This is a genomic window from uncultured Jatrophihabitans sp. (assembly GCF_964244045.1).
GTDB lineage: Bacteria > Actinomycetota > Actinomycetes > Mycobacteriales > Jatrophihabitantaceae > Jatrophihabitans.
Genome location: NZ_CAXTHK010000002.1, coordinates 23024 through 49032 on the forward strand (window position 1 = coordinate 23024; position 26009 = coordinate 49032).

Consider the following 26009-nt stretch of genomic DNA (forward strand, 5'->3'; position numbering starts at 1 on the left):
ATGACCCGGGTACTGGTCGTCGAGGATGAGGAATCGTTCTCGGACGCGCTGTCGTACATGCTGCGCCGAGAGGGCTATGAGGTCGAGGTCGCCGGAACGGGCATCGACGCGCTGACCACCTTCGACCGCAGCGGCGCCGACCTGGTGCTGCTAGACCTGATGTTGCCCGGCCTGTCGGGCACCGAGGTCTGCCGCGAGCTGCGCAACCGCTCGCACGTACCGATCATCATGGTCACGGCGCGCGACACCGAGGTCGACAAGGTGGTCGGGCTCGAGCTCGGCGCCGATGACTACGTCACCAAGCCGTTCTCCTCCCGCGAGCTGGTTGCGCGCATCCGTGCCGTGCTCAGGCGCGGCATCGAGCCCGAGGAGCTGATGCTCAACGTGGTCGAGGCCGGCCCCGTGCGCATGGACGTCGAGCGGCATGTGGTGTCCGTCGACGGCCAGCACGTGCAGTTGCCGCTCAAGGAGTTCGACCTGCTCGAACTGCTGCTGCGCAACGCCGGCCGGGTGCTCACCCGCGGCCAGCTCATCGACCGGGTCTGGGGCGCCGACTACGTCGGTGACACCAAGACCCTCGACGTCCACGTCAAGCGCTTGCGCGCCAAGATCGAACCCGACCCGGCGACGCCCAAGTACCTGGTAACGGTGCGTGGTTTGGGTTATAAGTTCGAAAGTTGAACGAGCGGAACCGAAGGTTCCGCGTCCAAGCCACTAACGGTGACGCTGCGCGACCAGGACGCGATGAGCGCTCGCGCGAAGAGCCCGCCGCACGAGCGAAGCGCGTGGTCGAGACCGAGGTCAGTGCCCGGCGGATCTAGTTGCCGGGTGCACCGCTACCAGCCCCAGCTGCAGTCGCTTGGCGCAGATGGTGGCGAGCTCGTCGTAGGCCTTGTCGCCGACGAGGGCGATGAGCTCGGGTGCGTAGGAGAGGTACATCGCCTCGCCGCCGACGTGCGCTTCGGGCGAGGACGTGCAGTACCAGTCCAGGTCGTGGCCGCCCTCGCCCCAGCCGCGTCGGTCGAACTCGGCGAGCGTGGAGCGCAGGATGCGGGTGCCGTCGGGACGGTCGATCCACTCCTGCTCGCGACGCACCGGCAGCTGCCAGCACACCTCGGGCTTGGTCTCGAGCGGGTTCATCCCGAGCCGCAGCGCAAGCCCGTGCAAGGCACACCCGATGCCGCCGGGGTGACCCTCGCGGTTGGCGAAGATGCACGCGCCGTCGACGGTGCGGGTCTTGCGCCGCTTCTCGTCGGGGTTGGCCTCGTCCTCGGGCACGCGTTCGGAGAACCGCAGCTTGCCGTCGCGATGACCGATTTCGTAGAGCTGCCAGTCGTCGCGGGTCAGCTGGGCGGCGAAGCGCTTCGTGCGTTTCTCGTCGTCCCGGTCGGAGAAGTATGCGCCGTGGTTGCAGCACCCGGTGCTGGCCTGACCGGCGACCGTGCCGTGGCAACCGCGCCCGAAGATGCACGTCCAGCGCGAGCACAGCCAGGTCAGATCGGCACGGATGACGTGTTCGGTGTCAGCCGGGTCGACGAACTCGATCCATTCGCGGGGGAAGTCGAGGGGCACCTCACGTTGCGGCACGTCGTCGAGCCTACGACGCGACACGATCATGACATCGCAAGCCAGTACTGTGCGCGGCATGAGGTTGGGCGTGCTGGACGTCGGGTCGAACACCGTGCACCTCCTGATCGTTGACGCGCACCGAGGCGCGGAGCCGACGCCGCAGCACTCCGACAAGGCCGAGCTGCGGCTTGCCGAGAACCTCGACAAGCGCGGCAACCTGACCCCGCGCGGCGCCGATGCCCTGGTTCGGGCGGTGTCCGAGGCGCGCAGACAGGCTCTGGCCCAGGGCTGCGACGAGCTGCTCGCCTTCGCCACCAGCGCTGTCCGCGACGCCAACAACAGCGCTCAGGTACTCAAACGCGTTGCGCGTGAGTCCGACGTCGACCTGCAGGTGCTCTCGGGCGAGGACGAGGCCCGGCTGACGTTCCTCGCCGTACGCCGCTGGCTCGGCTGGAGTGCCGGTGCGATCGTCTCGCTCGACATCGGCGGCGGCTCGCTCGAACTCGCTGCGGGCGCCGACGAGGACCCGCGCATCGCCGTATCGGTGCCGCTCGGCGCGGCCCGGCTGACCCGTGAGTGGTTCGAGGAGGACCCACCGTCGAAGTCGGCGGTGAACCGGCTGCGAGAGCACGTCGAGGCCGAACTGACCCGCCCGGCCAAGCTGCTGCTCGAGGCCGGGCCGCCGGACCGGGTCGTGGCCACCAGCAAGACGTTCCGCACGTTGGCCCGGTTGTCGGGTGCCGCACCCAGCTCGGCAGGCCCGCGCACGCACCGCATTCTGACGCGGACCGGGCTGACGCAGGTGACGTCGTTCATCTCGCGGATGGCCTCGGCCGATCTCGCCGAGCTCGACGGCGTCAGCGTCGGCCGGGCGCACCAGACCCTCGCCGGCAGCATCGTCGCGGCCGCGGCGATGGACGCGCTCGGTGTCGATCAGCTCGAGATCTGTCCGTGGGCGTTGCGCGAGGGTGTGATCTTGCGGCGGCTGGACTGGCTCGAGAGTCCTTAGCGGCTGCCGACGGTCTAGCGTTCGACCCATGACGCGGGGCGGGCAGCGTGGCGTGCGCACCGCGCGGGCGAAGGTCGGGCTGTCGACGGCGTCCGTCTACCCGGAGTCGACGGCCGTCGCCTTCGAGCTGGCGGCCAAGCTCGGTTACGACGGCGTCGAGGTCATGGTCTGGACCGACCCGATCAGCCAGGACCCGTACGCCCTGCAGAAGCTCTCGCAGCAGTACGGCGTGGCGATCCTGGCCATCCACGCGCCGTGCCTGGTCATCACCCAACGGGTGTGGACGACCGACCCGTGGACGAAGCTGCAGAAGGCGCAGTTCGCAGCCGAACTGCTCGGCGCCCAGACCGTCGTCGTGCACCCGCCGTTTCGCTGGCAGCGTGAGTACGCGCGAAACTTCCGCGCCGGGGTGCAACGGCTGTCACAGGAGACGGACGTCCGCTTCGCGGTGGAGAACATGTTCCCGCTCCGCGTGCGCGGACGGGAGGTCTCGGCCTACCAGCCCTCTTGGGACGTTGCGGCCGAGGAGCCGTACCGCGACTACACGCTGGACCTGTCCCATTCAGCCGTCTCGCACTCCGACTCGCTCTTCATGCTTGACGCGATGGGCAACCGCCTGAGCCACCTGCACATCGCCGACGGAACCGGGTTACCCAAGGACGAACACCTCGTCCCCGGACGCGGCGACCAACCGTGTGCCGAGATCCTGGAACGACTTGCGCAGCGCTATTTCACCGGTCATGTCATCGTCGAGATCAACACCCGACGCGCCCTCGACCGAACGGAGCGCGAGCGGGACCTCGCCGAGGCCTTGGCCTTCTGCCGCCTGCACCTCGTTGCGTCCCGGGTGCCCGACACGGGTCGCGCGCGAACTGACGTGTGATCAGGCGCTGCGCGCGACCAGCCACGGCTGAGGCTCGGGGGTGGGCTGCCACCCGGAACCCGACCGCCCTGGCCCGGTCGCGCCCGGCTCGATGATGAGCGCTTCGAGCTCGGCAATCTCCACCTGCAGCTGCTCGACATCGGCAGTCATCCGCTGCAGGCGACCCGCCAAGGCTCGCTGACTCTGCGCAGGCCGGTGCGTCGGCAGTGCGTTGCGCGCTGCGGCTCTGGATCGCCTGGAATTCTTGTTCGTCACGACATCCCCCCAGGGTCATAACGTTGTGCAAATGTCAACGACTTCCTACTCAATGAGAGATCGTCGCCAACAAATAGTGTGCTCTCTTCGCACGGGAAGTCACTACCCGTGGCAGAAACTCACAGGTTTCTAACAGCGCTTATAGCAGCAGGTCGGCCACCGCCGCGATCACCTAGCCTGATGCCCATGCTCCGCACTGCGATCCTGGCGGCCGCCCGGAACCACACCCTCGAGCGGGTCGTCACGAATGCTCCGGTGTCGCGGTCGATCGTCAAGCGCTTCGTGGGGGGTGCGGGCCACGAGGCGGCGATCGAGTCCAGCCGCGAGCTCGTAGCCCGCGGGCTGACCGTCACCCTCGATCACCTCGGCGAGGACACCACCGACCGCGCTCAGGCCGACGACGTCGTTGCCGCGTACGGCACCCTGCTCGATGCGCTGCACGATGCCGGCCTCACCCAGGGGCTGGGCGGGTTAACTGCTCGCGCCGACGTCAGCGTCAAGCTCAGCGCGGTGGGCCAGGCCCTCCCGCGCGACGGCGAGCAGATCGCCCTCGAGAACGCCCGCCGTATCTGCGAGCACGCCCGCCGGGTCGGAGCGACGGTCACCTTGGACATGGAGGACCACACCACTACCGATTCGACGCTCGCGGTGCTGCGCGAACTGCGTCTGGACTTCCCGGACACCGCCGCCGTCCTGCAGGCCTACTTGTTGCGCACCGAGGGTGACTGCCGCGACCTTGCCTACGTCGGCAGCCGGGTGCGGCTGTGCAAGGGCGCGTACGACGAGCCGGCATCGGTGGCCTTCGACAAGCGCCTGGATGTCGATCGGTCCTACGTGCGGTGCATGAACGTTCTGCTGGCTGGTGAGGGCTACCCGATGTTCGCCACCCACGACCCGCGCCTCGTCGAGATCATCGGCGAGCGGGCCCGCGCGACCAGCACGACGGACCTCGAGTACCAGATGCTCTACGGCATCCGGCCAGAGGAGCAGCAGCGCCTGGCGGACGCCGGGCACACCGTCCGGGTCTACGTGCCCTATGGCGCGCAGTGGTACGGCTACCTCATGCGGCGCCTTGCCGAGCGTCCGGCCAACATGGCTTTCTTCGCCCGCGGCCTGGTTTCGAAGGGTTGACCACGATGACGGATCCCGCTGCGCGCAGGCCCGTTGCCATCCTCGGCGGCGGCAAGATCGGTGAGGCCTTGCTGTCCGGCCTGCTGCGCGGTGCCCGCGAGCGGACCGACATCGTCCTCAGCGAGAAGTACCCCGAGCGCGCCGAATACCTCACCGCCACCTTCGGCGTGCAGGTGCTCGAGCCGGCCGAAGCGGTCGGGCGGGCCGAGATCGTCATCGTCGCGGTGAAACCGCAGGACATCGACACGTTGCTGGCCGAGATCGCGCCGGCCATCGGCCCGGGGCACGTCGTCGTGTCCGTCGCGGCCGGCGTCACGACCGCCCACCTCGAGCGGCACCTGCCCGATGGCGTCGCCGTGGTGCGCTGCATGCCCAACACCCCGGCGCTCGTCGACGAGGCGATGACCGCCATCTGCGCCGGGGCGCACGCCGGCACCGAACACCTCGAGGTCGCCGAGGCGCTGCTGGCCTCAGTAGGCAAGGTGGTGCGCGTGCCGGAGTCCCAGCTCGACGCGGTAACCGCGCTGTCCGGCTCCGGACCGGCGTACTTCTTCTTCCTCGTCGAAGCCATGATCGACGCCGGCATCCTGCTCGGCCTGCCGCGGGCGCTGGCCGCCGACCTGATCGTGCAGACCGCGATCGGCTCGGCCGTCATGCTTCGGGACTCCGGCGAGCATCCCGTCCAGCTGCGTGAGGCGGTGACCAGCCCCGCCGGGACCACGATCTCGGCCATCCGCGAGCTCGAGGTACACGGGGTGCGCGCCGCAATCCTGGCCGCGATCGAGGCCGCAGCGCTCCGCTCGGCCGAACTGGGTGCCGCGGACTGACCCGGGATCGGGACAAAACTCGCATTCCGGCTGCAGTTGTCTTTGGTGTTCGTGAATTAAGGTTCCGCTCAGCTATCGCATAGGCCACTTGAGTACCGCTAGTCTCAGCACAGCACGTGCGTGTCCCGTTGCTCGGTGGGGAAGCCAAGCACCGACACGTGCCGGAAGCGTTCGGTGACCCATCCATGCCCGACAAGCCCATCGACCAGCCCGGACCGCGCCCACGCGCCGACGAGCCGGCCGAGATCCGACCGGTCGACCCTGTCCTGTCCGACGTCAAGTTCCTGACCGTCGCCGAGGTGGCTGCCGTCATGCGCGTGTCGAAGATGACCGTCTACCGGATGGTGCACGCCGCCGAGCTGCCCGCCGTCCGGGTCGGCCGGTCATTCCGGGTGCCCGAGAAAGCCGTGCACGACTACCTGCGCGACGCCTTCATAGAAGCCGGTTAGTAGACTGGCGTTTTCGTCGACGTTGGGACAGTACTTATGGGCTCGGTCATCAAGAAGCGGCGCAAGCGGATGGCGAAGAAGAAGCATCGCAAGCTGCTGAAGAAGACCCGCGTCCAGCGACGCAACAAGAAGTAGTTCCGGTCGGTTGGCCGATGGCCGGCGTGGGGGGCTCAGCCCATGGCTGAGGTTGTCCTGATCACCGGGGTCAGTCGTTTCCTGGGTAGCAGGCTGGCGGCCCAGCTGAGCTCCGACCCTTCGATCGGGCGGGTCATCGGCATCGACACCGTGCCACCACGCGAGGTCGACCGTCCGCTGCTCGGCCGGACTGAGTTCGTCCGTGCCGACATCCGCAACCCGCTCGTCGCCAAGGTTATGGCGCAGGCGCGGGTGAGCGTCGTCGTGCACGCTGCCCTGCACACCTCGCCGCGCGCGGCCGGCGGCCGGGTGGCGATGCAGGAGATGAACGTCATCGGGACCATGCAGCTGCTTGCTGCCTGCCAGAAATCCGACGACGTGCATCGCCTGGTCGTGCGCTCGACCGCCGGGATCTACGGCTGCACGAGCCGCGACGCAGCCGTTTTCACCGAGGACATGGGCCCCGACACCTCGGTCGATGACGGCTATGCGAAGGATGCCGTCGAGATCGAGGCCTACGTGCGCGGCTTCGCCCGACGACGGCCGGACGTGGACGTCTCGGTGCTGCGGCAGACCCGCATCGTCGGGCCGACGGTCAAGACCGCGCTGACCCGGTACCTCGCCGGCCCGCTCGTGCCCACCTCGCTCGGGTTCGACCCGCGGGTGCAGCTGCTGCATGAGGCCGATGCCGTCGAGTCACTGCGCCTGGCCACCGTCACCTCGCGTCCCGGCGTGGTCAACGTCGCCGCCGATGGTGTGCTGGCGTTGTCGCAGGTGATCCGCCGTGCCGGTCGCATCCGGGTGCCGGTGACGCGCGTCAGCTCGATGGCAGCGCTGTTGAACAACGACGGAGCCGCCGAGCTGGTCGCCGAGGAGCGCCGCTGGCTGCGCTTCGGGCGGGCCGTCGACACGACCGCGTTGCACACCCGATTCGGCTACCAGCCGCGCTACACCACCGGCACCGCGATCGACTCGTTCGCCGCAGGGCAACGTCCGCTGCCGCACGTCGCGCGGACCGGATTACGCGTAGGCTCGGACGCACTGCGAGCGCGTCGTGCGCGACAGCTGGCGACGCCCGGAGCCTGAACCTCAGACTGGCCGCGGAGGCGACGACATGAGCCCCACGAGCGACGCCGACCGTGGCACGACCTCCGACGAAGCGCAGGTCATCCCGCTGCACGGTGCTGATGATCGCGCGAGCCGGCACCCGTCCGGACCCATCGGGCGCGCCCGCCGCTTCGCCGAGCGGCGAGGTCGGCCGAGTCCCGGGTCCGGCCACCCCGCAGCGTCGGTCACCAGCCTGCCGGCGCCGGTCGAGACGCCTGTCGCCCGCGTTGATGACGAGAGTCCGAGCCGGTCGACCGCCGACCGGCTCGAGGCGCTGGTGGCTTTTGCACAGCGGCGGGTGTCTGGCGACTACGCCGTCGACGAGTTCGGCTTCGACCCCGACCTGACCGACAACGCCGTCCTGCCAGTCCTCCGGCCGCTCTACGACCGGTGGTTCCGCGTCGAGGTGAACGGCGTGCACAACATCCCGGCCGACGGTGGGGCGCTGCTGGTGTCCAACCACGCGGGTGGGCTCTGGGCGCTGGATGCCACCATGGCGGCCGTCGCGGTGCGCACCGAACACCCCGCGCATCGGCACCTGCGGCTGCTCGGCGCCGAGCTGATCTTCCGCACACCCGTCCTGGGCGCGATCGCACGCAAGGCCGGCGCCACCATGGCCTGCGCGCCCGACGCCGAACGGCTGCTGCGCGCCGGCGAGCTCGTCGGCGTCTTTCCCGAGGGGTTCAAGGGCATCGGCAAGCCGTTCAGCGAGCGTTATAAGCTCCAGCGTTTCGGGCGCGGTGGGTTCGTGCACGCTGCGCTGCGCACCGGCGTCCCGATCATCCCGGTGTCGATCATCGGTTCCGAGGAGATCCATCCAGTGCTCGGCAAGGCCAAGACGCTTGCCCGGGTACTGAACCTGCCCTACTTCCCGTTGACGCCCACGTTTCCCTGGTTGGGCCCGCTCGGACTCGTCCCGCTGCCCAGCAAGTGGTACATCGAGTTCGGCGCGCCCATCACCACCGACGGCTACAGCCCCGCGGCTGCAGACGATCCGGCGGTGGTCTTCGATCTCACCGATCAGGTGCGCGAGACGATCCAGAGCACGCTGTACCGGTTGTTGGTGCAACGGCGCTCCGTTTGGCGATAAGCCTGCGCTGACCCGGCGTCGACCCGGCGCTCAGGCCACCCGGCGCCGCACCGCGAGGCCGGCGGCCAACCCACCCGCGGCCGCTCCGACACCGAGCGCGGTCGGGATGCCGATGCGGGCCGCTTTGCGCCCGGTACGGAAGTCGCGGATCTCCCAGCCCCGTCGCTTAGCCTCTGCCCGCAGCGCGGAGTCAGGGTTGACGGCGACGGCCCGGCCGACGAGCGACAGCATGGGCAGGTCGTTGATCGAGTCCGAGTACGCCGAGCAGTGCGCGAGGTCGAGGCCCTCGTTCGCGGCGAGCGAGCGCACCGCAGCGGCCTTGGCCGCACCGTGCAGCACGTCGCCGACGAGACGCCCGGTGTACACGCCGTTCTCGGACTCGGCGACGGTGCCGAGCGCGCCGGTGAGATTGAGCCGGTCGGCGATGATCCTGGCCAATTCGACGGGCGTGGCCGTGACCAGCCAGACCCGCTGCCCGGCGTCGAGGTGTAGGCGGGCGAGAGCGTGGCTGCCGCGCCAGATCTTGTCCGACATCGACTCGTCGTAGATCTCCTCGCCGAGCGCAACCACTTCCTCGACATTCTTGCCGGCGACGAACGCCAATGCGGACTCGCGGGTGGAGTGCAGATCACCGTGGGTCTCGCCACGCACCCGGAGCCGGAGCTGCTTCGTCGCGAAGGTGGTGAGGTCGCGCCAGGTGAAGAAGTCGCGGGCGGCCAGCCCGCGGGCGAAGTGGTAGATCGACGCGCCGATCATGATCGTATTGTCGACATCGAAGAACGCGGCGCCGGTCGGGTCGGGCACGGGCCGGACCACGTCCTCGACACCGGCCGCGTCGAGCACGGTGGTGGGGTCGGCGTCCACTGGCAACGCAGCTAGCGCAGCCAGCGGGTCGAAGTGGTCAGGCGCGCGGTACGTCGCGGCGGGATCGTCGGCGGGCGTGCGGTCGGAGCCGGTGGGCCTGCCCGTCATCCCGCGCACGCACTTCAGCCTATCGAGCCCGGCTGAGCGCAGGTTGGGACCGTCAGGAGTGTGATGGACACCCGCCTATGCCGATGCCGATCGGCCCGGCGCCGACCGAGATGCCGCAGCTGCCGACGGATACGGGCCCGCTGGGCAACAACGACGGCACGGTCAGCGTGCTGGGTAGCGGGTTCGGCGGCGCGGTCGGCGTTGACGTGGCGGGCGCCACTGGCGCCACTGGCGCCACTGGCGCCGCTGAGGAGGGGCGCGTGCCGCCCGAGCGCTGGGACGCGGCGCCGCCGCCCGGACGCGCGGTGCCGGTACCCGTGCCGGCGGTCGGGGCGCTCGAGGACGTGGGCACAGGTACCGGGGTGCTCCTCGTCGCACTCTGACTGCAGGTGGGCACGGGGCCGAGCGGGTCGGTCTGCGTCGTCGAAGCGCAGCCCGCGGCGACGGCTGGGGCGAGCGATCGGGCTCGTGTCAGCGCCGACTTCGTGAGCGTCCAGGAACTCTTGGTCTGATTCAGCAGCGCGCCCTGAGGCAGCGCGGCGGCGAGGTCGGTCAACCGGGCGAGCTGCCCGGGGGCCCACTCGGTGATCAGGGCGATCGGACTCTGCGACCTGGCGGTGACGGCCTGGGTGCTGAGCAGATCGGTGCCGTGCGTGACGTCGGAGTCGGATGAGGTCAGGTTCGAGGAGATGAGTTTCGCGGTGTGCGGGGACAGGCCACCGGCGAGCGTGCCGGTGCCCGCGGCGGAGGGCGAGTCTCGACGCAGCAGGGCCCGAGCTTCGTCGACGCGGGTCTGCGCCAGCCTCAGGTATTCGTGCCCGCGGCCGGTACCGCCGGAGGACATGGCCAGGCGGACGTTCTCGCTGGTGCGCTTCAGGCCGTAGAGGGAGTCGCCCGGCAGAGACTTCTGGCTCTGCCAGACGGCGCCGCCGAGGAGCAGGAGGAACGCGGCGGCCACGCCGGCCGCCACGGCCAGCGGCCGGGCGAAACGGCGCCGCCGGGTCCGCGCGGTCACCGCACCGGCTCGCGCCGACCCGGTTCGGGCCCGCGTGCTCGCGGGCTCGGCCTCCGGAGTGCTTTCGGCGATGATGCGCGGAGCCACCGCAACCAGTTGCGCCCGGAGCTCGGCGCGAAAGTGCGGTGACGGTGCCGGGGCGTAATCGACTGCCTTCAGCGCGTCGACGAGCTCGCGTACGCGCGGGTCGCGGGAGTGCTCGGGATCCTCGATCCGGCGCAGCGACGAGCCGAGCATCGAGACTCGATGCTCGCTCATGGTGCCGTACCGGGGGTCCATGCTGGGATCCTTCGCGCCACCGGCGACAGCTGCCCATCGCTCAGTGGTATCAACGACCGGACCCCCCCAGCGATACGAAACCCGCCAGCGACACGCAAACCCCCGCGTGCGCTCATCTCAGGTCGTCCCCGACGAGGTCGGCCAGCTTGCGCACCGCGCGGTGCTGCAGTGCCTTGATCGCGCCGTCGTTCTTGCCCATGACCGCCGCCGTCTCGGTGACCGAGAGGCCCTGCATGAAGCGCAGCAGCACGCATTCGCGCTGCTCGTCGCCGAGCTGGTCGACAGCGGCCATCAGCTGCTCGGAGGCCAGTGCGGCCAGGACGGCGGTCTCGGTGCTATGGGTGTGCTCGGGACCCTCGATCGTCTCGCCGGTGGGGGTCTCGAGACGGTGCCGGGCCGACTTCACATGATCCAGGACAATGTTGCGCGCGATCGTCACGAACCAGGCGCCGATGTCGCGGCCCTGGTAGCTGATGGTGCCGATGCGCCGGAGCGCCCGCACGAACGTCTCGCTGGTGAAGTCCTCGGCGAGCGCGCGATCGTTGACGCGGTAGTAGATGAAGCGGAACACCGAGTCGACGTAGCGGTCGTAGAGCATCCCGAACGCTTCTCCATCGCCCTCCTGGGCGAGGTGCACCAAGTGCCATGTCTCGACGTGTTCGGCGTCGATGCCCGGATCAAGCGGATCGGGGTCGTCATCCGCCGAACGATCGGGCACAACGGTGGGCTCGAACCCCCGCGATGAGCGCCCGGCAAGCGGCGTAGTCAGGCTGACGGCTTGCGTCTCGAAGGACGACATGGCGGCGACACCGGCGACGCGCGGCTGCGTAGCCAATGCAGCCAGCGCGTCGTTGAGCAGTGCGACGAGGGTGCGCAGGGCCGTCGTCGAGAAGACGTCCCGCGGCTCGTTGGCGTCAGGCTCCGGGAAGGCAGCACGCGGCATGGGCGGCGTCCCTTCCGTGTAGCGAGCGGCCGACGGCTCGGCCGCTATGTGAAGACAGCGCTAACCGATGACTATAAGGCGGCATCCCAGCGCTGAATAGGGTTGTTCGGATCGGGATGTACCAGTCTGCACCCTGCATTTCTTGGAACGCGCAAGATGTGCTGATGCTCGTCGACACGGCAACCGGGGGAGGGCGATGGCATGGCCGCAACTGAGCATGTTGTGACGCTGCTCACCAGGGCTGGGTGCCATCTCTGTGCGGTCGCCGAGGAACAGGTGCGTGTGTTGCACGCGGAGCTCGGCTTCGAGTACCGCGAGGTCGACGTCGACTCATCCCCGCTATTGCGGGCCGAATACTCCGACCGGGTCCCCGTGGTGCTCATCGACAATCGCGAGCATGGTTACTGGCGGGTAGAGGAGGCTCGCTTCCGCGCCGCCATCGCGCGCTGACCGGCCCGTATTCCGGCGCCTCCAGAGCCCTAGCACGGGCACTGACGATTTGGGAAAACTTTCACGAGCGGCGTACCGTCCGGACGCGTACCAGCCAGCTCTACCACACCGGTCTCGGCGCCGGCGTGGCGGTCCGCGGACTACGTCTGCGACTCTCGCCGCGCCCTCGCGGATCGGTCCACCGAGGTGCCGATGTCTGCTCCGCGCGACCGTTGCAACAGCGACGACCGAGTCTCCGACGGCCGCGTCGCCGACGACTCTGTCGGCGCGGCTGTTTCCGGCGTACCCGCCGACCTCCGGGCTGTCCCGGATGCCACCGTCGCCCGGCTGGCCACCTACCTGCGCGTCCTGACCACGTTCTGCGATGACGCGATCAGCACCGTCTCCTCCGAAGAGCTGGCGTCGGCAGCCGGCGTCAACTCGGCCAAGCTGCGCAAGGACCTGTCCTACCTGGGCTCCTACGGGATCCGCGGGGTGGGCTATGACGTCAGCACGCTGACCGAGCAGATCTCGCGGACGCTGGGGCTGACCGTGCACCACTCGGTGGCGCTGATCGGCGTCGGCAACCTGGGCCAGGCGCTGGCCGGCTATGCCGGTTTCGCTTCGCGCGGTTTCCGCATCACGGCATTGCTCGACGCCGACCCGCGGCGCGTCGGCACCGAGATGCGCGGACTCGTCGTGCGGGACATCGTCGATCTCGAGGACGTGCTGGTCGAGTACGACGTCACCATCGCGGTGCTGGCCGTGCCGAGCGGGGTGGCGCAGTCGGTCTGCGACCGCCTCGTCCACGCCGGGGTCAGCAGCATCCTCAATTTCGCGCCGGTTGTGCTCTCGGTGCCGCCGCACGTGCATCTGCGCAAGGTCGACCTCGCCGCCGAGCTGCAGATCCTCTCTTTCCATGAAACGCGCAAGGCCGCGCTGTCCTTGACCGGGGCCGTGCGATGAGCGTGTTGGTAGTTGGTCTCTCGCACCGGACGGCGCCGGTGTCGGTTCTGGAGCGCGCCGCCGTCCCGGTCGACGACGTGCGCAAGACCGTCGAAGAGTTGCACCTGGCCGAGACGATCAGCGAGGTCATGCTGCTCTCGACGTGCAACCGCATCGAGGTCTACGCCGACGTCGCGCGCTTCCACCCCGCGGTCGCCGAGATCACCTCGGTGCTGGCCCGGCACTCGGGGCTGGCGGTGTCGGACCTGTCCGACCACCTCTATGTGCACTTCGCCGAGGCCGCGGCCGAGCACCTGTTCACGGTGGCCTCCGGTCTCGACTCGATGGTCGTCGGCGAATCGCAGATACTGGGGCAGCTGCGCAACTCCTACGCTCTCGGCACCGAGATCGGTTCGGTCGGCAGCGTGCTGCACGACCTCGCCCAGACCGCGCTGCGGGTCGGCAAGCGCGTGCACACCGAGACCGGGATCGACCGGGCCGGCGCGTCCATCGTGTCAGTCGCGCTCGACCGCGCCGAGTCGGTGCTCGGCACCCTCGACGGTCGCACCGCGGTCATCGTCGGTGCCGGGTCGATGGCCGCGTTGGCCGGGGCCACCCTGCGCCGTCGCGGGATCGGCGACATCGTCGTGGCCAACCGGTCCATGGACCGCGGCGCGCATCTGGCCGAACGCCTGGGCGGCACGGCGGTACCGCTGACCGCCCTCGCCGAAGTCATCGCCGGCGCCGACCTGGTGATGTCCTCCACCGGGTCCACCGGGCTCATCGTCGAGGCCGACGCCATCGGTGCGCGCGCCGCTCGTCCACTCGTCGTTCTGGACATCGCCCTGCCCCGCGACGTCGACCCGTCCGTTGCCGTCCAGCAAGGCGTGACCTACCTCGACCTCGAGGCACTGCGCGACGGCGGGGCCATGGTCAGCGATGCCGAGGTTGCTGCCGCCATGGCCATTGTGGCCGAGGAGCTGCGCGAGCACCTGGCCGCCGTGCAGCGACTCGCGGTCGCGCCCACCGTCACCGCTCTTCGGGCCCGGGCCAACCAGGTCATCGACGGCGAGCTGTGCCGCCTGGACGGTCGCGTCCCTGACCTGACGTCGGCCGAGCGGCGCGAGGTCGCCGACGCGGTGCGCCGCGCCGTCGAGAAGGTGCTGCACGCACCGACCGTGCGCGTTAAGGAACTGGCCGCGACGCCCGGCGGCGACCAGTACGCCGCGGCCCTGCGCGAGCTGTTCGACCTCGACCCGGCCGCGGCCGAGTCGGTCGCCGCGGTGAAGAAGTCGGGTCTCTCGTGAAGGCCGCTGTCCGCACGCTGCGCATCGGCACCCGCGCCTCGGCGCTGGCCCGCACGCAAACCGATCTCGTCGCCACCGCGCTCGGCGTCCCGACCGAGATCGTCCCGATCATCACCGCTGGCGACCGCTCGTCGGCCGCGTTGACGCAGATCGGCGGCACCGGTGTCTTCGTTTCGGCGCTGCGTACCGCGTTGATCAGCGGCGAGATCGACGTCGCCGTGCACTCGTTCAAGGACCTGCCGACCGCGCCGGCGATCGGGATCGCGCTGGCCGCGGTGCCCCTCCGCGAGGACCCGCGCGACGCCCTCGTGGCCCGCGACGGCCTGACGCTCGGCGAGCTGCCGGCCGGCGCGCGCATCGGCACCGGCTCGCCACGGCGCGCGGCGCAGCTGCACGCGCTCGGGCTCGGCGTCCAGATCGTCGGGTTGCGCGGCAACGTCGACACGCGCCTTGGCAAGGTGAGCTCCGGCGAGCTGGACGCTGTTGTACTGGCGTACGCCGGGCTGCGTCGCCTGGGCCGGGCCGATGAGGTCACCGAGGTGCTCGACCCGATCCAGGTGCTACCAGCGCCGGCGCAGGGTGCACTTGCCATCGAGTGCCGCGCCGACGACGACGGCGCGCTGGCCGCGCTGGCCGCCCTCGACGACCCCGACACCCGGGCCGCGGTCCTCGCCGAGCGCGCGCTGCTCGCCGGACTCGAGGCAGGCTGCTCCGCGCCGGTCGGCGCACTGGCCGTCCTTGCCGAAGGCGACGACGGCCCGGAGATTTATCTACGTGGTTCGGTGACCGCGGCTGACGGCAGTGACGCCGTCCGGCTCTCGGTCACCGGGCCCACCACCGATGCCGACGGTGTCGGGCGGCGGCTTGCCGCCGACCTGCTTGCCGACGGCGCTGACACTATGATGGGGAGCACCACATGACCCGCGCACGCAAGGCCGTAGGCCACATCACCTTCGTGGGGGCTGGTCCGGGCGATCCTGGCCTGCTCACCACGCGGGCTGCCGAGGCGATCCGCAGCGCCGACGTCGTAGTCGCGGGCAGTGCAGTTCCCGCGGCCATCACCGCGCTCGCACGCGTCGAGGTGCGGCCCGCCGAGATCACACCGGCCGAGACGGCGAAGGCGTTGCTCGCCGACGCGCGTGCCGGGCTGAACGTGGCCCGGGTCGTGCCTGGCGATCCGTTCGTCGACGACACCGCCGTCAAGGAGGCCCTCGCGGTCGCCCGCACGGCTGTGCCGTTCGAGGTCGTCCCCGGCGTCGGGCTCGGCGCCGGCACGGCGGCGTACGCCGGCGTCCCGGTCGGGCCGGTGCGCACCGAGGCCGACCTGCGCGACCTCGGTGCCGCGAGCGCCGCCGACTACGACGCGCTGGCGCACGCCGCCGGCACGCTCCTGCTCACCGTCGACGCCGCCGACGTGCAGTCGGTCGGCGAGCAGCTCGTCGCCTACGGCCTCAAGCCCGACACCCCGGTCACGGTCAGCTGCGACGGCACCACCACCGGCCAGCAGACCGTCACCGGTGTCGCCGGCGACCTGGAGCTCGCCGCCGTCGGCATGACCGGCGCGGTCGTGGTCACGGTCGGCAAGGCCGCGGCCCAGCGCGAGAAGTTGGCGTGGTGGGAGTCCCGCGCCCTCTACGGCTGGAAGGTCCTCGTTCCGCGGACGAAGGAGCAGGCCGGCACGATGAGCGATCGGTTGCGCGGCTTCGGTGCCGTGCCGGTCGAGGTGCCGACGATCGCCGTCGAGCCGCCGCGCACGCCCACGCAGATGGAGCGTGCGATCAAGGGCCTGGTCACCGGCCGGTTCGAGTGGATCGTGTTCACCTCCACCAACGCCGTGCGGGCCGTGCGCGAGAAGTTCGAGGAGTTCGGCTTGGACGCCCGCGCGTTCGCCGGCGTCAAGATTGCCTGCGTCGGCGAGGCCACGGCCGATGCCGTGCGCGCGTTCGGCATCAAGCCCGAGCTCGTGCCGGCCGAGGACGCATCGTCCAGTGAAGGCCTGCTTGCGATCTTCCCGCCCTTCGACGACGTGCTCGACCCGATCGACCGGGTGCTGCTGCCGCGCGCCGACATCGCCACCGAGACGCTGGCCGCTGGCCTGCGCGAGCTTGGCTGGGAGATCGACGACGTCACGGCATACCGCACGGTGCGGGCTGCGCCGCCCGCGGCCGAGATCCGTGACGCGATCAAGTCCGGTGGGTTCCAGGCTGTCTGCTTCACCTCGTCCTCGACCGTGCGCAACCTCGTCGGCATCGCCGGCAAGCCGCACGCGCGGACCGTCGTGGCGTGCATCGGCCCGCAGACGGCTGCCACGGCTACCGAGTTCGGCCTGCGCGTCGACGTCCAGCCCGAGCAGGCCACCGTGCCCGCCCTGATCGACGCCCTCGCCGAGTTCGCCGTCGAGCGCGCGGCGGCCGAGAAGGAGAAGGCCGCGGCGACGGCAGCCAAGAAGGCCACCCGGACGTCGGCGCGGCGCGTCTCGCGCTAGGTCGTCCCTTTTTCCGGATCGTCCGGCGTGCCAGGAATGCGTGGTCCTGGCACGCCCACGACCAGTCGCCGTATTCGTGCCGGCCTGCCCTCGACCTCTTCTCAGCTCCCCCCAGCAGTCGTAGATTCGCGACCGCTGTTAGTGAGCTGGCTGCTCGTCCTGAGCGGCCTGTGAGGCGTCGGGAGTCGGACATGGGCAGGGTTGTGCGTTTCGGTGTGGTCGTCAGCGCGGTGACGGCGCTCTGCGTCGCGGCGCCGCAGGTCGTCGGGGCCTCGGCGGCAACGCCAAAACCGGTGGTCGTCGTCAAGGGGCTGAACAACCCACGCCAGATCGCGCTCGTAAGCAACGACGAGCTGTTGGTGGCCGAGGCCGGCTACGGCGGCACGACGAAGGTGCCTGGAGCGCCCGGCGAGGGCGACCAGTACGTCGGGCCCACGGGGTCGATCAGCGCCGTGTACCTGCCGCAGTACGCCCACAACACCACGCCGACCCGGATCGTGCGCGGCCTGCTGTCGGCCGCGGGTAAGGACGGGTCGGCCGCGGTCGGCTCGGACGGAGTGGCCGCGCGGACGGCGCACGGGCCGATCTACGTCCAGGAGACGTACGCGCCGCCGGACGTGCTGCCCGCGCCGTTCAAGAGCAAGCAGGACGGGCGGCTGCTCGCGGCTCTGCCGTACCACGCCGTGCACGTGGTCGCGAACATCACCGGCTACGAGTTCCGCCACAACCCGGACGGCAGGGAGAAGGACTCCAACCCATACGCCGTGCTGGCGCGCAGCAACGACCTATTGGTGGCCGACGCCGCGGGCAACGATGTGCTTCGGGTTGACAGCAAGAACCGCATCCACGTGTTCCACGTGTTCCCGAACGTCCGGTCCGGCAGTTGCGCCAAGCAGGCCGACCCGGGACCGAAGTTCCCCGGTTGCAATTTCGTCCCGACGTCGCTCGCGGTCGACGCGGCCGGCCATGTGTACGTCGGCGGCCTCGTCAGCGAGGCGCGGGGCCAGGGACAGGTTCTCAAGCTCAGTGCGGACGGTCGCAAGGTGCTGCACGTCTATCGAGGGTTCACCTCGGTGACCGGGGTGGCCGTCAGCCCCAAGGGCGTGCTCTACGTCAGCGAGCTGGAAGCCAAGGAGGCCCACCCGGCAGGCCCGCAGGTCGTCGGCGTGCTCACCCGCATCGCCAACGGCCACCGGCGCCACCTGGACGTCCCGTTCCCGGCCGGCGTCGCGGTGAACTCGAAGGGCGTCGTGTTCGTGGCCGCCTACTCGATCGCCCCGTCGGGCGGGTTGGGCGGACCGGGCACGTCGGGTCAGGTCTGGAAGTTGCACTTCTAACCCGGGGACGGTCCGGGCGTAGATTCGGGCGGGTGAGCCTGCCCGACCTGCCGCCGTTCCCGATCTCCCGCCCGCGTCGGTTACGGCGCACGCCGGCACTGCGTCGGCTAGTGTCCGAGGTCGTGGTCCGGCCGGCCGACCTCGTCCTGCCGATGTTCGTGCGCGAGGACCTCACCGACCCGAACCCGATCTCCTCGATGCCGGGCGTCGTGCAGCACTCGCAGGAGTCGCTGGTGAAGGCCGCAGTCGCCGCGGTGGCGGCGGGCGTCGGCGGTCTGATGATCTACGGGATCCCGGTCGTCAAGGACCCGACCGGTTCTGGTGCCGACGACCCGCAGGGCGTGCTGAATGTGGCCCTGCGCAACCTGCGGGCCGAGCTCGGTGACAGCACGGTGCTCATGTCCGACCTCTGCCTGGACGAGTTCACCGACCACGGGCACTGCGGTGTACTCGACGAGCACGGCGCGGTCGACAACGACGCCACGCTGCTGCGGTACGCGTCTATGGGCGTGGCGCAGGCCGAGGCTGGCGCCCACCTTCTCGGCACCAGCGGCATGATGGACGGCCAGGTCGCGGGAGCCCGCCGGGCGCTCGACGATGCCGGCTTCGTCGACACCGGCATCCTGGCGTACGCGCCCAAGTACGCGTCCGGCTTCTACGGCCCGTTCCGCGAGGCCGTCAATTCCTCGCTGCAGGGCGACCGGGCGAGCTACCAGCAGGACGCGTCGCGCACCGTGGCCGACGCGCTGGCCGAGGTGGCCCTGGACGTCGCCGAGGGCGCCGACATCGTCATGGTCAAGCCCGCGCTGCCCTACCTGGACGTGCTGCGCGCGGTCGCCGACGCGTCGCCGGTGCCGGTGGCGGCGTACCAGATCAGCGGCGAGTACGCGATGGTCGAGGCCGCGGCGGCGCGCGCCTGGCTCGATCGCGACCGCGTCATCGCCGAGACGCTGACCTCGATCAAGCGGGCTGGGGCGTCGATCATTCTCACGTACTGGGCGGCCGAGGTGGCTACCCTGCTGGGATGACGGATGCGGTGGCCGGCGCCGTCTATCACGAGGACGCACGCAGCTACCGCAGCCTGGTCTGGTCCCTGCTGCTGGTACCTGTTCTGTTCGGCGCCGATCTGCTGGTCAGCGGCCGGCACGGCGCGCTGGTCCACCTGCCAGGCTGGCTCATCGCCGGCGCGCTGCTGATCGGGGCACAGTGGCTGCTGCTGCATGCCGTCCGGAACACGCATTCGCTGTACGTCACGCCAGACGAGCTGGTTGTGGGCGACGAGGCGGTGCCGCGCGCCGACATCACCGGCGTGACTCCGGGCCGGGCGACCGGTCCCGATCTGGCGACCCTCGGCTGGCCAAACGGATTCCCACGGGGCGCGAAGGCCGTCACGGTGCGACTGGCCGACGACCGCGATGTGCTGGTGCCGACGCGCTTTCCCGATCTGGTGGTCGACGCCCTGCAGATGGGCGTTCCCGGGCCGGAAAGGCCCGTCGTGGTCCGGGTGGCACAGGAGGCCGATCTGGCCGAGATACCCGTCATCGACGAGCGCGCCGAGGCGATCTTCCGCGTCAGTGGTTATGACCTGCCGGCGATGACCTTCGACGCGCCGGCGCTGGCCGAGGCCCGGTTGGTGCTCGTCATCGACGACCCGCCGGCCGGCTTCGCCTGGGTCGAAGAGCTCGACGGTCAGGCCCACCTGCACGAGCTGTCCGTGCTGCCCGGCGCGATGCGGCGGGGTTACGGCAGCCGCCTGCTCGAGGCGGCCTGCGAGTGGGCGGCTGAGCAGGGCTATCCATCGATCACGCTGACGACGTTCGTCGACGTGCCCTGGAACGCGCCGTTCTACGCCACCCGCGGCTTCGTCGCCGACGACGATCCGGGCCCGGGGCTGCGCGCCGCGCGCGAGCGGGAACGCGCGGCCGGACTGGACGCCGTTGGCGCCCGGGTGGTCATGCGGCGCGCGCTGACGGCGGCGCCGCCCACCTGATCACGGGTTTTCTGCGCGCTTGGCCACCGCAGCCAGTGCCGAAACCTGGGTGGCGGTGTCGAGCTGCTCGCCGATCCCGACGTAGCTCAGCGTGCCGCCGACCTGCGGCCCGGTGATGAAAGCGACGCCGAGATAGATCACCGTCTTCTGGCCACCCGCCGTGATGTTCACGGCGCCCGAGGCCAACGCCGCGACATTGCTGGGTCCGCCGCCGGAGCCGGGGGTGAGCTTGATCGTGGCGCTGTCGACAGTGCCGCTGCTGCCCAGCGACTTGGCCAGGGTGGCCTTGAAGACGGTGTTCAGGCACTCGTTGACCTTCGGGCTCTTGATCAGGGCGACGTCGGCGTCCACGTCGCTCTGGCTCTGGAAGCTGGAGAAGGTGGACGAGACGGTGAGCTGGCCCTTCGTGAAGTCGTCGGAGTCGGCGGTCGCCACCTTGTGGCTCTCCGGGGCTCCCTGGACACCGGTGCACGATTCCAGTTGCGCGTTGACGTCGTCGTCGTCGGAGTCGGGTGTGGCCGCTTTGCCCTGGTAGCCGGCCGGCAGGTCGGCGGCCTGCACGTTGATCGCTTGCAGCTGCGTCCGGGAGGGGGCCGGCGCGGAGGTAGCGCTGCTCGAGGCCGCCGTCGGCGACTGCGCGCTCGACGATGCCCCACCCTGAGCTCCGCCGGACGCGGCCGCGGAACTGCCACCGCCCCCGCTGGAACCACACGCAGTGAGCACCAGCGCCGACGCTGCGGCGCCGGCCAACGGAACGAGCATGCGCAACCGGTTCACGGGACCCCCTTGACGTTCGCTGAGATATCGCGGAGAGACTGCCAGCTCGAACGCCAGCTGTCCCGCCGACGTCCCGTCCTGGCACCCTTTGTCAGACTGGGTCAATGAGCGACGCTTGCGCAGCGAATCAGAGGTACGGCGGCTGTGCCCGGTCGAGCGGAGCGAGGACGTGAGCGACACCGCGCAGTCCGCAGCCCTGTTCGAGCGCGCGCAGCGGGTGATCCCCGGCGGCGTGAACTCACCGGTCCGCGCGTTCAAGTCCGTCGGCGGCACGCCGCGGTTCATGGTCCGCGGGTCGGGGCCCTGGATCGAGGACGCCGACGGCAACCGCTTCGTCGACCTCGTGTCCTCGTGGGGGCCGATGATCCTGGGGCACGCACACCCGGCGGTGGTCGGCGCGGTGCGCGCGGCGGCATCGGAGGGGCTGTCGTTCGGCACACCGACGATCGGCGAGGTCGAGCTGGCCGAGGAGCTCGTTTCGCGGGTGGCGCCCGTGCAGGAGGTGCGGCTGGTCAACTCCGGCACCGAGGCAACCATGTCGGCGGTCCGGCTGGCCCGCGGGTTCACCGGCCGGCACCGGATCGTGAAGTTCGCCGGCTGCTACCACGGCCACGTCGACTCGCTGCTGGCCGCGGCCGGTTCGGGCGTCGTCACCCTGGGCCTGCCCGACACGCCTGGCGTGACCGGCGCGCAGACGGCCGAGACGATCGTGCTGCCCTACAACGACCTGGCCGCCGTCGAGGCCTGCTTCGCCGAGTTCGGCGACGACATCGCCTGCCTGATCACCGAGGCCGCGGCCGGCAACATGGGCGCGATACCGCCGGCGCCCGGCTTCAACGCCGGGCTGCGCGAGATCACCGCCCGGCACGGCGCGCTGCTGATCATGGACGAGGTGATGACGGGTTTCCGAGTCTCGCGCTCGGGGTGGTACGGCCTCGACCCGGTCGATGCCGACCTGTTCACGTTCGGCAAGGTGATGAGCGGCGGGCTGCCCGCGGCGGCGTTCGGTGGTCGTGCCGACGTGATGTCGCGCCTTGCCCCCGCTGGGCCGGTGTACCAGGCCGGCACACTGTCGGGGAACCCGGTCGCTGTCGCTGCCGGGCTCACCACCCTGCGGACGGCCGACGACGCGGTCTACAAGCAGCTGGACGAGACCGCGCAGACCATCGGGGCGATGTTCGGTGCCGCGCTGACCCGCGAGGGTGTCACGCATCAGGTGCAGTACGCGGGCAACATGTTCTCGGTGTTCTTCACCGACGGCCCGGTGCGCGACTTCGCCGGCGCGCAGGCCGCGGACACCTTCCGCTACCCAGCCTTCTTCCACGCGATGCTGGACGCCGGGGTGTACCTCCCGCCGAGCGCGTTCGAGTCCTATTTCGTGAACGCGGCCATTGACACCGAGGCGCTCGCCGTCATCGAGCGGGCGCTGCCGTCAGCAGTCTCGGCGGCGGCGGCGGTCTCGTCGTGACGATCGTGCACCTGCTGCGTCACGGCGAGGTCTACAACCCCGACGGCGTGCTGTACGGGCGACTGCCGGGCTTCCGGCTCAGCGTCCTGGGGGTGCGCCAGGCCGAGGCCGCGGCCGCCTGGTTCGCCGCGCGCGACATCGCGTACCTGGCCTGCTCGCCGCTGCAGCGGGCCCGCGAGACCGCGGCCCCGGTTGCGGCAGCCGTCGGGCTGCAGATCGCGATCGACGATCGGCTGATCGAGGCCGGTAACGAGTTCGAGGGACAGCCGGTGGCCGGCGGGAAGGGCCTGCTGACCAACCCGTCGTACTGGAAGTACTTCCGCAACCCGTTGCGGCCGTCGTGGGGTGAGCCGTACGACGAGATCGCCGACCGCGTCATGGCTGCGATCCGCAGCGCTCGCGACCAGGCGGACGGGCGGGAGGCGGTGTGCGTCAGTCACCAGCTGCCGGTCGTCATGGCCGCGCGCCGTGCCCAGGGTCTGCGGCTGTTCCACGACCCGCGCCGGCGCAGGTGTGGGCTGGCGTCGGTGACCTCCTTGACGTTCGACGGCGACATCATCACCCGGGTGCAGTACGCCGAACCCGCCGCCGACCTGCCGGCAGGGACCGGCGCCGGGGCCTGAGCCGGCCGGGCGACGCGCTCGGCCGCGTCACACCTTCCTGAGGCCCGTTCCGACAGGCCCGGGAGCGTGGCGCACACTAGTTGCGATGCCTCGTCACCGCCGGATTCTGCGCCTGCTCGCCGCCCTCGCGGTGTGCGGCGTCCTGGTGCTGTCGGCGTGCTCGAGCAGCTCCGGCGGCAAGGATTTCAGCTTCACGTCGAAGAACAAGCGCGGGACCTTGATCAGCGAGAGCAAGCGCAAGCCTGCACAGGACATCGGCGGTGAGTTGATCTCCAGCGGCAAGCGCGTCACCCTGGCGGCGAACAAGGGTCACGTCACCGTGCTGAACTTTTTCGCGTCCTGGTGCAGCCCGTGCAAGGTGGAAACCCCGCAGCTGGATCTGTTCTACCGGCAGATGAAGACGAAGGGTCTGCACTTCATCGGCTTCGACACCCACGACGACAAGGGCGCAGGCAAGGCGTTCATCGCCCAGAACGACATCAGCTTCCCGGTCGTCTTCGACCAGGAGAGCGAGGTGCAGCTCAAGCTCGGCAACATCCCCGGGGTGCTTCCCTTCACCGTCCTGGTCGACAAGCAGGGACGGGTGGCCGCCGTCTACATCGACAAGCTGACGCCGAAGGATCTGCAAGGGCCGGTCGACACGCTGCTCGCGGAACGCTGATGCTGCTCGCGTCCGGGTTCACTGGCACGGTCGAGAGCGGGCCGCTGCTGGTCGCGATGGGCGTTGCGGTGCTGGTCGGCGTGATCGGTTTTCTCTCGCCGTGCGTACTGCCGCTCGTCCCGGGTTACCTGTCCTACGTCGCCGGTCTCGCCGGCACCGACGAGCGGCCCAGTCAACGCCGCATGGTCGGCGGCGCGTTCCTGTTCGTACTCGGCTTCACATCGTTCCTGACGCTGCAGGGTGCGCTGTTCGGGCAGCTCGCAGGCAGTATTCGCGAGCACACGTTGACCATCGAGCGGGTGCTCGGCGTCGTCACAATCGTCATGGGCATCGCCTTTCTCGGCCGGATCGGTTTCCTGCAGCGTGAATTCAAGATCCACAAGCTGCCCCGCGCCGGCCTGCTCGGAGCCCCCCTACTCGGGTTCGCGTTCGCGTTGGCCTGGACACCGTGCCTGACCCCGACGTTCTCCGCCGTCTACGGACTGTCGATCTCGCAGGGCAGTCCGGGCCGGGGCGCGCTGCTGATGCTGTGCTATTGCCTCGGCCTCGGTATCCCGTTCATCCTCGTCGCCCTCGGCTTCGGCTGGGTGTCCAGTGCCCTGGGCTTCGTGCGTGCGCACCGCAAGGTGGTCAGTGCCGTGGGCGGTGGGCTGCTGCTCGTCATCGGCGTCCTGTTGCTGACCGGGGAGTGGAACTCGCTGATGATCCAGCTGCAGGCGCACATCTCCCCGGGGTCGGGGATCGAGGTATGAGCAGCGACCTCCTGATCCGGCCCCTACGCTCGGTGTGGCGACGCCTGACGTCCATGCGCACCGCGCTGATCCTGCTGTTCCTGCTGGCCCTGGGCGCGGTGCCGGGATCGTTGCTGCCGCAGCGTCCGCTGAACGCGTCCAAGACCTCGACCTACATCAAGGACCACGGTGCGTGGGGCACGTTCCTCGACCGCCTCGGCATGTTCGACGTCTTCGGCTCGGCCTGGTTCGCGGCCATCTACCTGCTGCTGTTCATCTCGCTCGTCGGCTGCTTGATCCCACGTATCCGGGTGCACGCCCGCGCGGTGGCCCGTAAGCCGCTGCCCGCACCGCGCAACCTCTCGAAGCTGCCGGAGTCCGACACGTTCGACGTCGGCGACGCGCCTGCTGCGTACGCCTCGGCCGCACGGGCCTCCCTGGGGCGGCGGTGGCGGGTCGTCGAGCGGCCGGAGGACGGCGGCGTCGTGACGCTGTCGGCCGAGAAGGGCTACAGCCGCGAGACCGGCAACCTGATCTTCCACGTTGCGCTGCTCGTCGCCCTGGTGCTCATCGCGGTCGGCCGGCTGTACACGTACGAGGGGTTGCGGATCGTTCGGCAGGGCACTGGATTCTGCAACAACATCGGTGCGTACGACACCTGGAAGCCCGGACGTTTCGCCGCCGAGGGCAAGGTCAAGCCGGCGCCGTTCTGCATCAGGAACATCGACAAGTTCACGGCCACCTACGCCGCGGGCGGCGAGCCGCGCGAGTTCGCGGCGAAGGTCACCTACCAGCCCGACGTCGACAAGCCGGCGACCAAGACGACGACGATTACGGTGAACCATCCGCTGCGGCTCGAGGGCGACCGGGTCTACCTGACCGGCCACGGCTTCTCCCCGACGGTCACGGTGCGGATGCCCGATGGCAGTAAGCAGACCCTGACCGCGGAGTTCCTGCCCACCAACGCCTCGACGCTGTACTCCGAGGGCGTCTTCTCCTTCGACGGCAACGGTTCGACCACGGATATCGGGCTGTCCGGGTTCTTCGCGCCGACACCGGTCGACCCGGAGGGCAACGGCGTCATCACCTCGGCGTCGGCTCGTGTCGACCGGCCCGTGCTCGGCGTGTTCGTCTACCAGGGCAATCTCAACGCGACCGGACTGCCCCGGTCCGTCTACTCCCTCGACACGTCGAAGATGAAGAAGATCGGTGCCGAGAACCTCGTCATCGGGCAGACGAAGACGCTGGCCAACGGCGTGCAGGTCACCTTCGACGGCTGGACGCCATGGGTGAACCTGCAGGTCTCCCATGACCCCGCCCAGGGTTATCTGTTGATCGCCGCGGTGGCCATGGTGCTCGGGCTCGGCGCCTCGCTCGGCGTGCGGCGGCGACGGGTCTGGCTGCGCATCGGGCCCGGCGACAGCGGGACTACGCTCGTGCGTGTCGGCGGCCTGGCCCGCAGCGATTCGGGCAACTTCACCGGTGAATTCGCCACGCTGCTCGAGCGGCTGCGCGGGGCCCGGACCACCACGGAGCGGGCCGAGGCCCGCGACATGATCCACGCAGGCTCGACTTCTGCAGGGAAGGACTGA

The 26009-nt window shown here is 70.0% G+C and carries 28 protein-coding genes; 22 read left to right on the forward strand and 6 right to left on the reverse strand.

Features of this window, described 5'->3' with window-relative positions; all coding sequences use genetic code 11:
* Positions 1 to 681, forward strand: coding sequence for a response regulator (locus ACFFC4_RS01885; RefSeq protein ID WP_375497208.1), 681 nt, complete (start codon positions 1 to 3; stop codon positions 679 to 681).
* A 120-nt stretch (positions 682 to 801) separates the two neighbouring features.
* Here the strand turns inward: ACFFC4_RS01885 and ACFFC4_RS01890 are convergent, their stop codons facing one another.
* Complete coding sequence (locus tag ACFFC4_RS01890; RefSeq protein WP_375497648.1) at positions 802 to 1617, reverse strand: hypothetical protein; 816 nt, start codon at positions 1615 to 1617, stop codon at positions 802 to 804.
* A 28-nt stretch (positions 1618 to 1645) separates the two neighbouring features.
* Here ACFFC4_RS01890 and ACFFC4_RS01895 point away from each other — a divergent pair, with 28 nt between their 5' ends.
* Both ACFFC4_RS01895 and ACFFC4_RS01900 read left to right on the forward strand, forming a co-directional pair.
* Entirely contained in the window at positions 1646 to 2578 is a 933-nt protein-coding gene (locus ACFFC4_RS01895; RefSeq protein ID WP_375497210.1) for a Ppx/GppA phosphatase family protein, read from the forward strand.
* 28 nt (positions 2579 to 2606) lie between these two features.
* A complete protein-coding gene (locus tag ACFFC4_RS01900; protein ID WP_375497212.1) occupies positions 2607 to 3461 on the forward strand; it encodes a sugar phosphate isomerase/epimerase family protein in 855 nt (284 codons plus the stop codon).
* On the opposite strand, the gene ACFFC4_RS01905 is transcribed toward ACFFC4_RS01900, so the two are convergent.
* The gene (locus ACFFC4_RS01905; RefSeq protein WP_375497214.1) at positions 3462 to 3611 is read right to left on the reverse strand and encodes a hypothetical protein; all 150 of its coding nucleotides are present in this window, start codon (positions 3609 to 3611) and stop codon (positions 3462 to 3464) included.
* A gap of 291 nt (positions 3612 to 3902) precedes the next feature.
* Here ACFFC4_RS01905 and ACFFC4_RS01910 point away from each other — a divergent pair, with 291 nt between their 5' ends.
* From ACFFC4_RS01910 to ACFFC4_RS01935, 6 genes are all read left to right on the forward strand, one after another.
* The gene (locus ACFFC4_RS01910) at positions 3903 to 4847 is read left to right on the forward strand and encodes a proline dehydrogenase family protein (RefSeq protein ID WP_375497216.1); all 945 of its coding nucleotides are present in this window, start codon (positions 3903 to 3905) and stop codon (positions 4845 to 4847) included.
* Between the two features lie 5 nt (positions 4848 to 4852).
* Positions 4853 to 5674: a pyrroline-5-carboxylate reductase gene (gene proC / locus ACFFC4_RS01915; RefSeq protein ID WP_375497218.1), complete on the forward strand. Its 822-nt coding sequence runs from the start codon at positions 4853 to 4855 to the stop codon at positions 5672 to 5674.
* Between the two features lie 185 nt (positions 5675 to 5859).
* Positions 5860 to 6123, forward strand: a complete 264-nt coding sequence (locus tag ACFFC4_RS01920; protein WP_375497220.1) for a helix-turn-helix domain-containing protein — start codon at positions 5860 to 5862, stop codon at positions 6121 to 6123.
* Between the two features lie 36 nt (positions 6124 to 6159).
* Positions 6160 to 6258, forward strand: a complete 99-nt coding sequence (locus ACFFC4_RS01925; protein WP_012854759.1) for a 30S ribosomal protein bS22 — start codon at positions 6160 to 6162, stop codon at positions 6256 to 6258.
* Positions 6259 to 6300: 42 nt separating this feature from the next.
* Entirely contained in the window at positions 6301 to 7344 is a 1044-nt protein-coding gene (locus ACFFC4_RS01930) for an NAD-dependent epimerase/dehydratase family protein (protein WP_375497222.1), read from the forward strand.
* Between the two features lie 28 nt (positions 7345 to 7372).
* Positions 7373 to 8455 carry a lysophospholipid acyltransferase family protein gene (locus ACFFC4_RS01935; RefSeq protein ID WP_375497224.1) on the forward strand — a complete coding sequence of 361 codons (1083 nt, stop codon included), beginning with the start codon at positions 7373 to 7375 and terminating at the stop codon, positions 8453 to 8455.
* Positions 8456 to 8485: 30 nt separating this feature from the next.
* Here the strand turns inward: ACFFC4_RS01935 and ACFFC4_RS01940 are convergent, their stop codons facing one another.
* From ACFFC4_RS01940 to ACFFC4_RS01950, 3 genes are all read right to left on the reverse strand, one after another.
* Positions 8486 to 9427, reverse strand: coding sequence for an HAD family hydrolase (locus ACFFC4_RS01940; RefSeq protein ID WP_375497650.1), 942 nt, complete (start codon positions 9425 to 9427; stop codon positions 8486 to 8488).
* Positions 9428 to 9479: 52 nt separating this feature from the next.
* Positions 9480 to 10721: a DUF5667 domain-containing protein gene (locus ACFFC4_RS01945; RefSeq protein WP_375497226.1), complete on the reverse strand. Its 1242-nt coding sequence runs from the start codon at positions 10719 to 10721 to the stop codon at positions 9480 to 9482.
* 112 nt (positions 10722 to 10833) lie between these two features.
* Entirely contained in the window at positions 10834 to 11664 is an 831-nt protein-coding gene (locus ACFFC4_RS01950) for a sigma-70 family RNA polymerase sigma factor (RefSeq protein ID WP_375497228.1), read from the reverse strand.
* A 201-nt stretch (positions 11665 to 11865) separates the two neighbouring features.
* Here ACFFC4_RS01950 and ACFFC4_RS01955 point away from each other — a divergent pair, with 201 nt between their 5' ends.
* The 8 genes from ACFFC4_RS01955 to ACFFC4_RS01990 all read left to right on the forward strand — a co-directional run bounded on the left by ACFFC4_RS01955 (position 11866) and on the right by ACFFC4_RS01990 (position 20157).
* Positions 11866 to 12114, forward strand: coding sequence for a glutaredoxin family protein (locus ACFFC4_RS01955; protein WP_375497230.1), 249 nt, complete (start codon positions 11866 to 11868; stop codon positions 12112 to 12114).
* A 192-nt stretch (positions 12115 to 12306) separates the two neighbouring features.
* On the forward strand, positions 12307 to 13059 hold the full coding sequence (locus ACFFC4_RS01960) for a redox-sensing transcriptional repressor Rex (protein ID WP_375497232.1): 753 nt from the start codon (positions 12307 to 12309) through the stop codon (positions 13057 to 13059).
* The gene (locus tag ACFFC4_RS01965; RefSeq protein WP_375497234.1) at positions 13056 to 14345 is read left to right on the forward strand and encodes a glutamyl-tRNA reductase; all 1290 of its coding nucleotides are present in this window, start codon (positions 13056 to 13058) and stop codon (positions 14343 to 14345) included. The genes ACFFC4_RS01960 and ACFFC4_RS01965 overlap by 4 nt, the downstream gene beginning before the upstream one ends.
* A complete protein-coding gene (hemC, locus tag ACFFC4_RS01970; protein ID WP_375497236.1) occupies positions 14342 to 15265 on the forward strand; it encodes a hydroxymethylbilane synthase in 924 nt (307 codons plus the stop codon). The genes ACFFC4_RS01965 and hemC overlap by 4 nt, the downstream gene beginning before the upstream one ends.
* Complete coding sequence (locus tag ACFFC4_RS01975; RefSeq protein WP_375497238.1) at positions 15262 to 16830, forward strand: uroporphyrinogen-III synthase; 1569 nt, start codon at positions 15262 to 15264, stop codon at positions 16828 to 16830. The genes hemC and ACFFC4_RS01975 overlap by 4 nt, the downstream gene beginning before the upstream one ends.
* Positions 16831 to 17021: 191 nt before the next feature.
* Positions 17022 to 18167 (forward strand): ScyD/ScyE family protein, encoded by a 1146-nt coding sequence (locus ACFFC4_RS01980; RefSeq protein WP_375497240.1) that lies wholly within the window; start codon positions 17022 to 17024, stop codon positions 18165 to 18167.
* Between the two features lie 32 nt (positions 18168 to 18199).
* Positions 18200 to 19195 (forward strand): porphobilinogen synthase, encoded by a 996-nt coding sequence (gene hemB, locus ACFFC4_RS01985; protein ID WP_375497242.1) that lies wholly within the window; start codon positions 18200 to 18202, stop codon positions 19193 to 19195.
* Positions 19192 to 20157 carry a GNAT family N-acetyltransferase gene (locus ACFFC4_RS01990; RefSeq protein WP_375497244.1) on the forward strand — a complete coding sequence of 322 codons (966 nt, stop codon included), beginning with the start codon at positions 19192 to 19194 and terminating at the stop codon, positions 20155 to 20157. Before hemB ends, ACFFC4_RS01990 begins: the two co-directional genes overlap by 4 nt.
* Here the strand turns inward: ACFFC4_RS01990 and ACFFC4_RS01995 are convergent, their stop codons facing one another.
* On the reverse strand, positions 20158 to 20934 hold the full coding sequence (locus ACFFC4_RS01995; protein ID WP_375497246.1) for a hypothetical protein: 777 nt from the start codon (positions 20932 to 20934) through the stop codon (positions 20158 to 20160).
* A gap of 169 nt (positions 20935 to 21103) precedes the next feature.
* Between ACFFC4_RS01995 and hemL the strand changes: the two genes are divergently transcribed.
* The 5 genes from hemL (at position 21104) to ACFFC4_RS02020 (ending at position 26009) form a co-directional block, all read left to right on the forward strand.
* A complete protein-coding gene (gene hemL, locus ACFFC4_RS02000; protein ID WP_375497248.1) occupies positions 21104 to 22402 on the forward strand; it encodes a glutamate-1-semialdehyde 2,1-aminomutase in 1299 nt (432 codons plus the stop codon).
* Positions 22399 to 23025 (forward strand): histidine phosphatase family protein, encoded by a 627-nt coding sequence (locus tag ACFFC4_RS02005; RefSeq protein WP_375497250.1) that lies wholly within the window; start codon positions 22399 to 22401, stop codon positions 23023 to 23025. The genes hemL and ACFFC4_RS02005 overlap by 4 nt, the downstream gene beginning before the upstream one ends.
* Before the next feature lie 85 nt (positions 23026 to 23110).
* Positions 23111 to 23686, forward strand: a complete 576-nt coding sequence (locus ACFFC4_RS02010) for a TlpA family protein disulfide reductase (RefSeq protein WP_375497252.1) — start codon at positions 23111 to 23113, stop codon at positions 23684 to 23686.
* Positions 23686 to 24438 carry a cytochrome c biogenesis CcdA family protein gene (locus ACFFC4_RS02015; RefSeq protein ID WP_375497254.1) on the forward strand — a complete coding sequence of 251 codons (753 nt, stop codon included), beginning with the start codon at positions 23686 to 23688 and terminating at the stop codon, positions 24436 to 24438. Before ACFFC4_RS02010 ends, ACFFC4_RS02015 begins: the two co-directional genes overlap by 1 nt.
* Complete coding sequence (locus ACFFC4_RS02020) at positions 24435 to 26009, forward strand: cytochrome c biogenesis protein ResB (RefSeq protein ID WP_375497256.1); 1575 nt, start codon at positions 24435 to 24437, stop codon at positions 26007 to 26009. The genes ACFFC4_RS02015 and ACFFC4_RS02020 overlap by 4 nt, the downstream gene beginning before the upstream one ends.

Coding starts and splice junctions, on each gene's coding strand:
- ACFFC4_RS01885 (WP_375497208.1), top strand. CDS start 1: ATGACCCGGGTACTGGTCGTCGAGGATGAGGAATCGTTCTCGGACGCG.
- ACFFC4_RS01890 (WP_375497648.1), bottom strand. CDS start 1,617: ATGATCGTGTCGCGTCGTAGGCTCGACGACGTGCCGCAACGTGAGGTG.
- ACFFC4_RS01895 (WP_375497210.1), top strand. CDS start 1,646: ATGAGGTTGGGCGTGCTGGACGTCGGGTCGAACACCGTGCACCTCCTG.
- ACFFC4_RS01900 (WP_375497212.1), top strand. CDS start 2,607: ATGACGCGGGGCGGGCAGCGTGGCGTGCGCACCGCGCGGGCGAAGGTC.
- ACFFC4_RS01905 (WP_375497214.1), bottom strand. CDS start 3,611: ATGACTGCCGATGTCGAGCAGCTGCAGGTGGAGATTGCCGAGCTCGAA.
- ACFFC4_RS01910 (WP_375497216.1), top strand. CDS start 3,903: ATGCTCCGCACTGCGATCCTGGCGGCCGCCCGGAACCACACCCTCGAG.
- proC (WP_375497218.1), top strand. CDS start 4,853: ATGACGGATCCCGCTGCGCGCAGGCCCGTTGCCATCCTCGGCGGCGGC.
- ACFFC4_RS01920 (WP_375497220.1), top strand. CDS start 5,860: ATGCCCGACAAGCCCATCGACCAGCCCGGACCGCGCCCACGCGCCGAC.
- ACFFC4_RS01925 (WP_012854759.1), top strand. CDS start 6,160: ATGGGCTCGGTCATCAAGAAGCGGCGCAAGCGGATGGCGAAGAAGAAG.
- ACFFC4_RS01930 (WP_375497222.1), top strand. CDS start 6,301: ATGGCTGAGGTTGTCCTGATCACCGGGGTCAGTCGTTTCCTGGGTAGC.
- ACFFC4_RS01935 (WP_375497224.1), top strand. CDS start 7,373: ATGAGCCCCACGAGCGACGCCGACCGTGGCACGACCTCCGACGAAGCG.
- ACFFC4_RS01940 (WP_375497650.1), bottom strand. CDS start 9,427: ATGACGGGCAGGCCCACCGGCTCCGACCGCACGCCCGCCGACGATCCC.
- ACFFC4_RS01945 (WP_375497226.1), bottom strand. CDS start 10,721: ATGGACCCCCGGTACGGCACCATGAGCGAGCATCGAGTCTCGATGCTC.
- ACFFC4_RS01950 (WP_375497228.1), bottom strand. CDS start 11,664: ATGCCGCGTGCTGCCTTCCCGGAGCCTGACGCCAACGAGCCGCGGGAC.
- ACFFC4_RS01955 (WP_375497230.1), top strand. CDS start 11,866: ATGGCCGCAACTGAGCATGTTGTGACGCTGCTCACCAGGGCTGGGTGC.
- ACFFC4_RS01960 (WP_375497232.1), top strand. CDS start 12,307: ATGTCTGCTCCGCGCGACCGTTGCAACAGCGACGACCGAGTCTCCGAC.
- ACFFC4_RS01965 (WP_375497234.1), top strand. CDS start 13,056: ATGAGCGTGTTGGTAGTTGGTCTCTCGCACCGGACGGCGCCGGTGTCG.
- ACFFC4_RS01975 (WP_375497238.1), top strand. CDS start 15,262: ATGACCCGCGCACGCAAGGCCGTAGGCCACATCACCTTCGTGGGGGCT.
- ACFFC4_RS01980 (WP_375497240.1), top strand. CDS start 17,022: ATGGGCAGGGTTGTGCGTTTCGGTGTGGTCGTCAGCGCGGTGACGGCG.
- ACFFC4_RS01990 (WP_375497244.1), top strand. CDS start 19,192: ATGACGGATGCGGTGGCCGGCGCCGTCTATCACGAGGACGCACGCAGC.
- ACFFC4_RS02010 (WP_375497252.1), top strand. CDS start 23,111: ATGCCTCGTCACCGCCGGATTCTGCGCCTGCTCGCCGCCCTCGCGGTG.
- ACFFC4_RS02015 (WP_375497254.1), top strand. CDS start 23,686: ATGCTGCTCGCGTCCGGGTTCACTGGCACGGTCGAGAGCGGGCCGCTG.
- ACFFC4_RS02020 (WP_375497256.1), top strand. CDS start 24,435: ATGAGCAGCGACCTCCTGATCCGGCCCCTACGCTCGGTGTGGCGACGC.